Here is an 11,302-nt window from a genome sequence, read left to right on the forward strand (position 1 = left end):
ATGAAGTCGGGCGACAGGACGGCAGATGTCCGCCGTATCCGGGTGCCGACGCTGGTGGTGCACGGCGATCGGGATCTGATGGTGGCAACCAGCGGGGGCGCCGCGACAGCGGCTGCCATCCCCAATGCGGAGATGGTCACCATCCGCGGCATGGGCCACGACATCTCGGAGGGCGTCGTGCCGCTGCTGGTCGACCTGATCGCCGGACATGCGAGACGCAATACGGCAGGCTCCGCAGACGAACAGAAGAGCGCCAGCCGGCATTCCGCCTGAGGTCGTTTCGGCGTGCCGGGACCGCCTCGCAGGCACGCATCCACGCACCATTAAAAAAAACAACCGTTGCTGCGATCTCTCAATCGAGGTCGCACAGGAGACACCATGCTGCAAGGCTCCCCAACCGAGCTCGTGGCCAGCTTTGAACGCCAGCGCCAGGCTTTTGCGCTGGACCCCGCCCCGACACTGGCCACGCGCCTGTCCCGTCTTGAGCGACTGGCGGCCTGGCTCGACTCGCACGAGTCCGACATCGTGCGTGCCATCGACGCCGACTTTCAGGGCCGCTCCGCGCACGAAACCCGGCTTGCCGAAGTGTTTGTCGTGCGCGCGGGCATCCGTCATGCGCGGCGCCACCTGAAGCAGTGGATGCGCACGCAGCGTGTGCCGACCGCATTGCACTTCCGCCCTGCCTACAACCGGCTCATGCCGCAGCCGCTGGGCGTGGTGGGCATCATTGCGCCGTGGAACTATCCGCTGCAACTGTCGTTGGGGCCAGCGCTTGCCGCGCTTGCGGCCGGCAACCGGGTGTTGATCAAGCCGTCAGAGCTTACGCCGCGGCTGTCGGCGCTGCTCGCTTCGATGGCGCACGAGATATTCAACCCGGATGAACTCGATGTCGCCATTGGCGATGTCGAACTCGGCAAAGCCTTTGCCAGCCTGCCGTTCGACCACCTGTTCTTCACGGGTTCAACCCAGGTGGGGCGCGACGTGGCGCAAGCGGCGGCGGCCAACTTGACGCCGGTGACGCTGGAACTCGGCGGCAAATCGCCAGCCATTCTTGATGTGTCGTGCAATGTCGCGGTTGCAGCGCAACGCATTGCGTTCGGCAAGCTGCTGAATGCAGGGCAAACCTGCGTCGCGCCGGATTACCTGCTCGTGCCGGGAGGTACAGCAGAAAACGTCGCATCGCATCTGGTGCGGGCAATCACGAAGCTCTATCCGAGTCTGACTGCCAACCCCGACTACACCGCCATCATCAGCGAACGCCACCGTGCGCGCTTGGCAGAGATGGTCCGCGAGGCGCGCACCGCAGGCGCACGCGTGATCGAGGTCAACCCGGCTGGCGAAGCGTTCAACGCGGCGTCCCGCAAGTTTCCGCCTACGCTCGTGACCGGCGCACCCGCCGCCACGCGTTTGATGCGCGAAGAGATCTTCGGCCCCGTGCTGCCCATCGTCGAATACGCAAACTTCGACGACGCGCTGGCGTACGTCCAGCGCAACGCACGCCCGCTCGCGCTGTACTGGTTTGGTAACGATGCATCGCGCTGCAACCGCGCACTGCGCGAAACCGTATCGGGCGGTGTGACGATCAACGACTGTCTGTGGCATCTGGCACAGGAGAGCCAGCCGTTCGGCGGCGTTGGCCCGAGCGGCATGGGCGCCTACCACGGCAAGTGGGGCTTCGACACCTTCAGCAAGTGCAAGCCGGTTTTCCATCAGGCTCGCCTGAACGGTACGGGGCTGTTCCACCCGCCCTACGGCCACACCTTCAGCTGGCTGCTGCGCGTGCTGTCACGCATTGCGTGACCCCGCAATTGCTTGTCGAGAGAAACATCATGAATCAACAGTTCGATTACATCATCGTCGGCGGCGGCTCGGGCGGCTGCGTGGTTGCTGGCCGGTTGTCCGAAGACCCGAACGTCTCGGTCTGCGTGCTTGAGGCAGGCGGCCATGGCGACGGTATGGTGGTCAAGGTGCCGACGGGCTCGGTCGCAATGCTGCCGACCAAGCTCAACAACTGGGCGTTCGATACCGTGCCGCAGGCGGGGCTTAACGGGCGCATCGGCTACCAGCCGCGCGGCAAGGCGCTCGGAGGCTCGTCGGCCATCAATGCGATGGTCTACATTCGCGGCCACCGCAGCGATTACGACCACTGGGCGTCGCTGGGCAACAGCGGCTGGTCGTATGACGACGTGCTGCCCTACTTCCGCCTCAGCGAGCACAACGAGCGCTTTGACAACGCCTGGCATGGCCGCAAGGGCCCGCTCAATGTCAGCGACCTGCGCAGCGACAACCCCTTCCAGGCACGCTATCTGGAAGCCGCCCGCCAGGCCGGCCTGCCGCTCACGGACGACTTCAACGGCGCGCAGCAGGAAGGCATCGGCATCTACCAGGTCACGCAGAAGCAGGGAGAACGGTGGAGCGCGGCGCGTGCGTACCTGCACCCGCACATCGGCCAACGCGCCAACCTTACGGTCGAAACCCACGCACAAGTCCGCCGCGTCCTGTTTGAAGGCAAGCGCGCGGTGGGTGTGGAGATGCTGCAGAACGGCACGGTACGCACGTTGCGCGCGCGGCGCGAAGTGGTGCTGGCTGCCGGGGCGCTGCAGACGCCGCAGCTGCTGATGCTGTCTGGCGTGGGGCCGGCAGAGGAACTTGCACGCGTCGGCATCCAGACCGTTCAGCACCTGCCGGGCGTGGGGCGCAATCTGCAGGACCATCCCGACTTCGTCTTCGGCTACCGTTCCGGCAGTCTCGACACGCTAGGCGTCTCGCTGCGCGGCAGTATGCGCATGCTGAGCGAGATCCTGCGCTTTCGCCGCGAGCGGCGCGGCATGCTGACGACGAACTTCGCCGAAGGCGGCGGCTTCCTGAAAACGCGCCCCGAGCTTCAGGCCCCCGACATCCAACTGCATTTCGTGGTGGCAATGGTCGACAACCACGCGCGCCGCCTGCGCCTGGGCCATGGGTTCTCGTGCCACGTCTGTCTGCTGCGTCCACGCAGCACGGGCTCGGTCACGCTGCGCAGCAACGATCCGCTTACCGCACCGCTCATCGACCCGGCCTTCTTCGATGACCCGCGCGATGTCGAAGACATGGTGGCCGGCTTCAAGATCACGCGCAGGCTCATGCAAACGCCCGCACTCGCCAAGTGGGCCACGCGCGACCTCTTCACCTCACACGTGAGGACCGACGACGACATCCGCGCAATCCTGCGGCAGCGCACCGATACCGTCTATCACCCTGTCGGCACCTGCCGCATGGGCCAGGACGAGATGGCCGTGGTCGACTCGCAGCTGCGTGTGCACGGCTTGGACGGGCTGCGTGTTGTCGACGCGTCGATCATGCCCACGCTGATCGGCGGCAACACCAATGCGCCCACCATCATGATCGGTGAGAAGGCCGTCGATCTGATCCGCGGTGTCAGCCGTGTCACGTCCGGCATGCGCGAAGAGGCGGAAGCCGCCGTAGCGCAGTCCGCGATCCATCAGCAAGAAACCCGTCATGCAAACACCTGAGGCACCCCTGGAGATTGATGCATATGAACTCGTATAACGTAGCTAGGTTTACGGCCTGGAACGCCATCCTGGGTGGCCTCGCGGCTTGTACCACCCTTGCCCTTTCGGTGGTCGTCACCGGTGGCGACATTGAAATGGTGCCCCACGGCTCGTCAATGCTGGCGTTGTCTGCCGAAGGGCGTGACCTGTTCCGCTGGTGGATGCTGGCCGACGTGCTGGGCTTCTATCTGCCGTTCGTTGCCATCGGCGGCTACTTCCTGCACACGTTCCGTGAAGAGCTTGGGGCGCTGCGCGAGATGATCGCCATTGCTGTTGCGGTCTATATCGTCTGCGGCATCGCTGGGGCGGTGCTCCAGTTGTCGACCATCCATCCGCTCGCGCATGTGTATGCCAGCGGGGACGAAGGTGCGAAGGTTGCAGCTGGCGCCGTGTGGACCGCCATTGCCAATGCCACGCAAAACGGGTTCTGGTGGGTGGAAGGTCCGCTCGTGTTCTTCTGGACATCGATTGCCGCCAGACTGCTCAAGAAGGCGGGCTGGCGCGGATCGTTCCTTCTCCATATCGTTGGTTGGGGCTTCGGCGTCTTTTTCGTGTTCGGCTTCTTCCCTAGCCTTGCTGCAGTCACGGATGCGGGCGAAACCGTCGGCGTCCTGGCCCTGCCGCTCTGGATGCTGGTATTCGGCTGGCAACTGCTGCGTCGCGCACCGGCGCTTGCGGTACCGACTGCCCGCCCGGCTTAATGCCTTGTCGACACCCCACGTGAAGTCTGGAATCAAAACATGACCACGGAAACCTCTCCGCATTGGCCAGCGCACCTGCCTCGTCACCTGACGCTGCCCGCGACCAATCTGTACTTCAACGCCGAGGTTTCGGCGGCCCGCTATCCGGACAAGCCGTTCATCGTCTTCTACGACACGCCCATCACGTTTGCGGAGTTCAAGGAGGAGACCGAGCGGATCGCAGGCTATCTGCAGCAGCGCTGCGGCGTGAAGACCGGAGACCGCGTCCTGCTGTACATGCAGAACAGCCCGCAATGGATGCTCGCCTACTACGGCATCCTGCGCGCCAACGCCGTTGTCGTGCCCGTCAACCCGATGAACATGACGGATGAGCTGCGTCACTACGTCGAGGACAGCGGCGCGCGCACGGCCTTCGTCGCGCAGAATTTGTACGAACGCATCGCGCCGCTCGTCGGTGATGCTGACGGGCAGCTTGCGCACACCATCGTCGCGACGTACAGCGATTATCTGAAGCAGCCATCCAGCATCACGCCGCCGGAGTTCGTCAGTGCGCCACGCCATATCAGCAGTGGTGACCACATTGGTGTCACGCATTGGAACGACATGCTGGATGCGCGCATTGCGCCAGGGCCGCTGACCGCAGGGCCGGACGATCTCTGCGTGATGCCGTACACGTCGGGCACGACGGGTAAGCCCAAGGGCTGCATGCACACGCATCGCAGCGTGATGTGCACGGCGCTCGGTGTGGTCAACTGGTTGAGTGGTACGCAGAACTCGATCCTGCTGTCTGTGCTGCCGCTGTTCCACGTGACGGGCATGCAGAGCGGGCTGAACGCGCCGCTCTTCAGTGGCGCAACCGTCGTTGTGCTGCCACGCTGGGATCGTGATGCAGCCGGTCGCGCGATCGCACACCATCGGGTGACGGACTGGTGGTCCATCTCCACCATGGCCGTCGATTTTCTGTCGAACCCCAAGCTCGACGACTACGACCTGTCGAGCCTGCGTGTTGTGGCCGGTGGCGGCGCGGCGATGCCGGACGCCGTCGCCAAGAAACTGCACGACAAGACCGGCATCGAGTACATCGAAGGCTATGGCATGTCCGAGACGATCGCGCCGACGCACATCAACCCACCGCACCGGCCGAAGTCAAATTGCCTCGGCATTCCCATGTTCGATGTCGACGCCCGGATCATCGACCCGCAGACACTCGAAGCCTTGCCGCAAGGCGAGACCGGCGAAATCGTGACGCACGGCCCACAACTGATGCAAGGCTATTGGCGCAATCCCGAAGCCACGCGCGAAGCGTTCATCGAGATCGATGGCAAGCGCTTTCTGCGCACTGGCGACCTCGCCAAGAAGGACGAGGATGGCTATTTCTTCATGGCGGATCGCCTGAAGCGGATGATCAACGCGTCGGGCTACAAGGTGTGGCCGGCCGAGGTCGAGACCATGCTGTATTACCACCCTGCGATTCAGGAAGCCTGCGTGATTGCCGCGCGCGACGCGCATCGCGGCGAGACGGTGAAGGCGTTCGTCGTACGCAATCCACGGCATGTGCAAGCCGTGACCGAAGACGACATCATCACGTGGGCCCGCGAGAACATGGCGGCGTACAAGGCACCGCGCATTGTCGAATTTGTCGAGTCATTGCCCAAATCGGGCACCGGCAAGATCATGTGGCGCGAGCTTCAGGAGCAGGAAGCCGCCAAGGCTGCACGAACCGTAAGCTGAGCCGATCACCGTAAACCGCATCCCTCCCTGAGATTCCACCGTGTTCACCCTTTCCGGCAAGTTGCTACTGCTCGCTGTGTATGGCGTCGCAGCCGGCAGTTACCTGACGGCGTTGCCGCTGGCGCCGGACGCCGTCCACTGGGTGCGCATCGTGGCGGCGGTACTCCTGGGAGTGCATGTGCTTGAGGTGCTCATCTGCTTCCGACAGGTGGCCCTGCACAAGGGGCCGCTGTTCGATAGCGTGCTGCTGACGCTGCTTTTCGGTGTACTGCACTGGAAGCCGATGGCTGATGCTGCGCGCTGATCGCGGAGTGCCCCCGACAGCAAACATCAATCGGTGGCTCAGATAGCGGCCTCAAAGAACGACAGCCCCGCCATGACAACCCCGACCACCAGCAGTACGGTCGGGGTGCGCGTGTTGGCATCGAAACCAGGGTGCCGTGCCACACGCGCCTCCAGCGCCTGATTCACTGACTGCAGGATCTGACGCTCATCCGCATCGACCTTGTCAAAGATGTTCGTCAATGCGCTGTCCGTATCCGGGAAAGGATCGCGCAGGAGCTGCGCCGCATCGGCACTGGCACGCTGCAGGCTTGCGGCGGACAGCAGCGCCGATACCACCATGGAAGCAAGCGCGGCCATCGCAAAGCCCACACGCACCATGCCTCCTGGCGCGTGAAGGTCGACGCTGCCAAAGCGCAGGATCGACGCATACAGCGTGATCAATCCTGCCAGTGCCCCAAGCGACAGCGTGAACATCATGCGCAGATGGCTGGTAAGCAGCAATCTGGCGCCCTCGATATGTTCCAGGTGGATCTTCACGAACGTATCGATCGCGAAGCGGCAGGCCTCAAAACGGAGTTGCCGGTCTTCCGACGCTTGTGCCTGGCTCATGCGCAGTCTCCTGAATGGCTAAATAGCTGTCTCATAGTCATATCAAACCGCACCGGCAAACACCCGGCGCAGGCCCACGGCTGCCGCCCAACGCGCGCCTTCTGCCTGGCTGACGGCATCCTGCGCACGCAGGTAGCTGCGCCGCGCATCCAATACCGAGCTCACATCTGTCAGGCCGGCATCGAACAGGCGTTCGGCACGCACTGCCGCTGTTTCGCCGGCAGCCTGCGCCTGCTGCCACTTGGTTAAAGAGGCTTCCGAGGCGGACCACTGTGCCAAGGCCACCTCGGCGTCCGACAATGCGGCCAGCATGGCTTTTTCATATTCGGCCATCGCCTCGCTGACCCTGGCCTCGTTGACCGCGATGTTGGCGCGGATACGCCCGCCATCCAGGATCGGCAACGTCAGCGAGACGCCATAACCCAGTACCACCTGCGGGGATGCGGATTGGCCAACGATCGCCGTCCGTTCACGCGTGTTGGCCCACTCGATCTGCAGGCGGGGATAAACCTCTCGACGTGCAACGCCCACGCGTGCCAGGGCGGCATCCAGCGCGCGAGCTTGGCGCAAGACATCCGGGCGGCGCTCCAGCAGTTCGCCAGGCAGCAAGGTGGCCAGCGCCTGCGGTGCGGTGGCGGTCGCCTGCAAATTCAGCACTGGTGCTTCGCTCACGCCCAGCAACACGGCCAGTTGTCGGTGACGCACTCGCAGGGAGCCATCCAACTGCTCCGTAACGGCTTGTTCCTGCGCCAGCTCTGCCTGCCAGCGGTCCACATCCACCGAAGTGGCCTGGCCCGCGTCGAACTTGCGGCGAACCACTTCCACCTGGCGCTGCGCAACGGCAATCGCCTGACGGTTCAACGCAACGCGGTGCGAAAGTGTCTGCAGCTCGAAGTAGGCGGTTGCCACATCAGCAGCCAGCGCGATCTGGGTTGCTCGTAACGCCTGGGAGGCGGCTTGCGCGTCGGCCTCGGCCGCGTCGATCGCCAAAGCCCCTCGGCCGAAGACATCGATTTCCCAACTCGCGCGCAGGCCGGCGAAGCTACGCTCTGCACGCGGATCGATACCCGTCTCCCGGCCGCGTTGCGCCCCTGCTACAGCGCCCAGCTGCGGCCGGCGATCCGCCTGTGCCCCATCGGTCAGTGCGCGCGCCTGGGCCAGGCGAGCCGCTGCGATCTTCAGGTCTCGGTTCGACTTCAGCGCTGTATCGATCAGCGCATCCAGTTCATTGCTACCGAAGTCGCGCCACCACTCAGCGGCCACGATGCCTTTGGTAGCAATTGCGCTTTCACTCCATTGGCTGGGCACGTTGACGGTGGTTGCCGCCGGCGCGGAGCCGGCCGGGGCCGTGGCGCAGCCGGCCAACCCAATCAGAGTGACCACCGCGGCGCCAAGCAGCGTCTGGCGCGTGGTGCGGCGGAATACGGGGGCAACAGAAGAAATCAGGGGGTACATGCAATAGCTCCGGGCATTGACGAGTCGATTTCTTTAACTATACTATACGTATAGTAAAGTTCCAACATGAGGAGATCCCATGGCTGCACCCCACGAGTCCTCCAACTCTCGCGACAAAATCCTCGATGCCGCCACAGACCTGATGGCCGAGCGCGGTGTGACCCAGCTGACCATCCAGGCGACGGCAGATGCCGTCGGCATCACCAAAGCTGGGCTGATCTATCACTTCAAGACGCGTGACGATCTGCTCACCGCCCTTGTCGAGCGCATGGTGGCCGAGCTGGACGCACAAGTCGGCGTATCAGCGCCGGACGATGCCAAGCCGATCTCTCTACGAGCAAAAATGGCCGAGCTGGCCAGCTTCACCTTCGACATGCCTGCCAGCCGGAAAAAGCTCATGGCCAATATGTTGTCGGCGGCCTCCGCTCACCCGCACTTGCTGCCGCCCGTCCAGGCGTTGTTCGCTCGTGGCTATGACGCACTGGACCACGGCCCCAAGGCCGGTCTGGCACAACTGCTTTCGGTTGCGCTGGACGGCCTGCTGCTGCTCGAACTCCTTCAACTGCACGAGTTCACCTCCGACCAACGCGCCGCCATGCGCAAGACGGTGGAAGAACTGGCGCGCGGTCTGCCCTAACCCCTGCCCCTCCGCTTCGATTCAAAGGTTGTCCCATGCGTACCCATTTACAGCCCACCGCCGGCCTCACGGTCCTCGCGGCCGTGGCGTCAGCATTCGCCTTGAGCGCTTGCTCCCCATCCTCCACACCGGTGGCCGCGCCGCCCAAGCCGGTCAAAGTCGAGGTCGTCGGCGCAGTCCAGGCCAGAGCATCCGCCGACAGCTTCGTCGGCACGCTGCGGGCACGCCAGCGCAGTGAACTGGGCTTCGAGGCCGCCGGACGAGTGGTCGCCATTCCCGTCGAGGTGGGTGACCGTGTGCGTACGGGCCAGGTGCTCGCACGGCTCGATGAATCTCCAGCCCGCTGGCGCCTGAACAAGGCTGAAGCCGACCGTGCCGCCGCAGCAGCAACCGCGGTAGAACGCCGAGCCCAATTGCAGCAGCAAGAGGCACTGGCACGCGACAAGATCATTTCGCAGACGGCGCTGGAGTCTGCACGGGCCGCCCACCAGCTTGCGCAAAGTCAACTGGCAGCCGCCGATGCCGCACTCGCTACGGCCCGCCGAGATCTGGCGCTCACCCACATCACCGCCCCGTTTGACGGCGAAATCGTGGCACGTCTGACGCAGCCTTTCTCTGATGTTGCGCCGGGCCAGGCCATCCTGCAGATTCAGGCCGGCAACGCACTGGAGGTGGTTGCCATGCTGCCCGACAGCGTCGCCTCCACCCTCTCTTCTGGGGACAGCGCCCAGGGCAAGAGCGGCTCAGAGTCATTCCCGCTTGCGCTGGAACGACTGTCCGCCCGCAGCGACAACGGCTCGCTGGTGCAGGCAATCTTCCGTGTGCCGCAAAGTGCGGCAACCTCGAAACATCTGCGCAGCGGCGGCGTCGTGTCGGTCGAATTGGCCAACCGCAACGCGCCCAACGCGATCACCGTGCCGGCGCCTGCCGTCATGTGGGGCGACAAGCCCGGCCAGGCTGCCGTCTTTGTGCTGGACCAGGCTGGCAAGCTGCAGCGTCGCCCGGTGCAAGCCGGCACCACCGTACAGCGCGAGGGCCGCGTCACGGTTTCCCAGGGCCTGACGGCAGGCGACCGTGTGATCGTAGCGGGCACCGCCTTCCTGCATGAAGGCCAGCTTGCTCAAGCGCATCCGACACAGACCCTGCTTCAAGGCGCAACGGAAGGGGTCGCGCAATGAAACTCACCGAAAGCGCGCTCAACAGTACCCGCCTGACGTTCTTCACCGCGCTGCTGATTCTGGTATCAGGTGTCTTTGCCTTCCTCAGCTTTCCATCGCAGGAGGAACCGTCCACCACAGTCCGTGACGCAATCGTTATCGTAGCCAACCCCGGTTTGCCTGCGGAGCGCATGGAGCAGTTGGTCGCACGCCCGCTGGAAGAGCGGTTGCGGCAGCTGCCTGAGCTCAAGCACTTGACTAGCACGGTGCGCCCCGGCACCGTCATCCTGCAGGTCAACCTGCGCGATGAAGTGCGCGACCTGATGCCGGTCTGGCAGCGCATGCGCGCCAAGATCGAAGAGGCCCGCCCCTTGTTCCCTGCGGGCACGCTGCCGCCGCAGATCAACGACGACTTCGGTCGTGTGGCCATCGCGTCGATCGCCGTCACTGCGCCGGGCTTCTCGATGAGTGAGATGCGCGAGCCGCTCAAACGCCTACGCGAGGGCATCTACGCCATCAAGGGCGTGCAGGGCGTGACCTTCCACGGACTGCAGGACGAACGTGTCTATATCGAATTCGACCGCACACGTCTCGCAGGCCTGGGCCTGGGTGCCGACGCCGTACTGCAGCAACTGCACCAGCAGAACGTCGTGCTCTCGGGCGGGCAGGTCGTGCTCTCAGGGCTGAACAGTGCTGTGGTCGCATCAGGTGAAATCCGCTCGCTGGAGGCACTGCGCGATTTCGTGCTGGCTGTGCCCGCCAGTGCCGGCACGGCGCCGGCCACCGTCCGCCTGGGTGACATCGCGCAGATACGCGTGCTGCCGGCTGATCCGCCGGAGTCTGCGGCCATCTATCGCGGCGATAACGCCGTAGTGCTGGGTGTATCGATGCGCCCCGGCCAGAACATCAAGATGCTGGGCCAAGAGCTCAAGGACCGCGTGGCCCAGCTGGAACAGCAGTTGCCTGCAGGTTTTTCGCTTGACTTCGTGACCTACCAGGCCGACGTGGTCGAGCGCGAAATGGGCAACATGAATCGCGTGATGGAAGAAACCATCGTCATCGTGATGACAGTGGTGGTGCTGTTCCTAGGCTGGCGCGCCGGCATCATCGTCGGCAGCATCGTGCCGCTCACGATTCTCGCCACGCTGCTGGTGATGCGCGCCTTGAGCATCGAAC

At 64.1% G+C, this 11,302-nt stretch carries 11 protein-coding genes; 9 read left to right on the plus strand and 2 right to left on the minus strand.

Annotated elements, in window-relative coordinates:
- The 6 genes from AB0305_RS21155 to AB0305_RS21180 all read left to right on the plus strand — a co-directional run.
- Positions 1 to 273: alpha/beta hydrolase (locus AB0305_RS21155; protein WP_366173932.1), on the plus strand; the 273-nt coding region annotated here is incomplete at its 5' end.
- 105 nt (positions 274 to 378) lie between these two features.
- Entirely contained in the window at positions 379 to 1,800 is a 1,422-nt protein-coding gene (locus AB0305_RS21160; RefSeq protein ID WP_366173934.1) for a coniferyl aldehyde dehydrogenase, read from the plus strand.
- 29 nt (positions 1,801 to 1,829) lie between these two features.
- Complete coding sequence (locus AB0305_RS21165; RefSeq protein ID WP_366173936.1) at positions 1,830 to 3,512, plus strand: choline dehydrogenase; 1,683 nt, start codon at positions 1,830 to 1,832, stop codon at positions 3,510 to 3,512.
- A gap of 23 nt (positions 3,513 to 3,535) precedes the next feature.
- Positions 3,536 to 4,252, plus strand: coding sequence for a hypothetical protein (locus AB0305_RS21170; RefSeq protein WP_366173938.1), 717 nt, complete (start codon positions 3,536 to 3,538; stop codon positions 4,250 to 4,252).
- A gap of 39 nt (positions 4,253 to 4,291) precedes the next feature.
- Positions 4,292 to 5,983: a long-chain fatty acid--CoA ligase gene (locus tag AB0305_RS21175; RefSeq protein WP_366173940.1), complete on the plus strand. Its 1,692-nt coding sequence runs from the start codon at positions 4,292 to 4,294 to the stop codon at positions 5,981 to 5,983.
- Positions 5,984 to 6,023: 40 nt separating this feature from the next.
- Complete coding sequence (locus AB0305_RS21180; RefSeq protein ID WP_366173942.1) at positions 6,024 to 6,287, plus strand: hypothetical protein; 264 nt, start codon at positions 6,024 to 6,026, stop codon at positions 6,285 to 6,287.
- A 38-nt stretch (positions 6,288 to 6,325) separates the two neighbouring features.
- On the opposite strand, the gene AB0305_RS21185 is transcribed toward AB0305_RS21180, so the two are convergent.
- Together AB0305_RS21185 and AB0305_RS21190 are read right to left on the minus strand one after the other, a co-directional pair.
- The gene (locus AB0305_RS21185) at positions 6,326 to 6,877 is read right to left on the minus strand and encodes a hypothetical protein (protein WP_366173944.1); all 552 of its coding nucleotides are present in this window, start codon (positions 6,875 to 6,877) and stop codon (positions 6,326 to 6,328) included.
- 42 nt (positions 6,878 to 6,919) lie between these two features.
- Entirely contained in the window at positions 6,920 to 8,332 is a 1,413-nt protein-coding gene (locus AB0305_RS21190; RefSeq protein WP_366173946.1) for a TolC family protein, read from the minus strand.
- 79 nt (positions 8,333 to 8,411) lie between these two features.
- On the opposite strand from AB0305_RS21190, the gene AB0305_RS21195 reads away from it, so the two are divergent.
- The 3 genes from AB0305_RS21195 to AB0305_RS21205 all read left to right on the plus strand — a co-directional run.
- Entirely contained in the window at positions 8,412 to 8,969 is a 558-nt protein-coding gene (locus AB0305_RS21195; protein WP_366173948.1) for a TetR/AcrR family transcriptional regulator, read from the plus strand.
- A gap of 35 nt (positions 8,970 to 9,004) precedes the next feature.
- Positions 9,005 to 10,147: an efflux RND transporter periplasmic adaptor subunit gene (locus AB0305_RS21200; RefSeq protein ID WP_366173950.1), complete on the plus strand. Its 1,143-nt coding sequence runs from the start codon at positions 9,005 to 9,007 to the stop codon at positions 10,145 to 10,147.
- A partial coding sequence (locus AB0305_RS21205) for an efflux RND transporter permease subunit (protein ID WP_366173952.1) occupies positions 10,144 to 11,302 on the plus strand: 1,159 nt, incomplete at its 3' end. The genes AB0305_RS21200 and AB0305_RS21205, both read left to right, overlap by 4 nt.

This window comes from Arthrobacter sp. NPDC080086, from assembly GCF_040702285.1.

Coding starts and splice junctions, on each gene's coding strand:
- AB0305_RS21160 (WP_366173934.1), top strand. CDS start 379: ATGCTGCAAGGCTCCCCAACCGAGCTCGTGGCCAGCTTTGAACGCCAG.
- AB0305_RS21165 (WP_366173936.1), top strand. CDS start 1,830: ATGAATCAACAGTTCGATTACATCATCGTCGGCGGCGGCTCGGGCGGC.
- AB0305_RS21170 (WP_366173938.1), top strand. CDS start 3,536: ATGAACTCGTATAACGTAGCTAGGTTTACGGCCTGGAACGCCATCCTG.
- AB0305_RS21175 (WP_366173940.1), top strand. CDS start 4,292: ATGACCACGGAAACCTCTCCGCATTGGCCAGCGCACCTGCCTCGTCAC.
- AB0305_RS21185 (WP_366173944.1), bottom strand. CDS start 6,877: ATGAGCCAGGCACAAGCGTCGGAAGACCGGCAACTCCGTTTTGAGGCC.
- AB0305_RS21190 (WP_366173946.1), bottom strand. CDS start 8,332: ATGTACCCCCTGATTTCTTCTGTTGCCCCCGTATTCCGCCGCACCACG.
- AB0305_RS21195 (WP_366173948.1), top strand. CDS start 8,412: ATGGCTGCACCCCACGAGTCCTCCAACTCTCGCGACAAAATCCTCGAT.
- AB0305_RS21200 (WP_366173950.1), top strand. CDS start 9,005: ATGCGTACCCATTTACAGCCCACCGCCGGCCTCACGGTCCTCGCGGCC.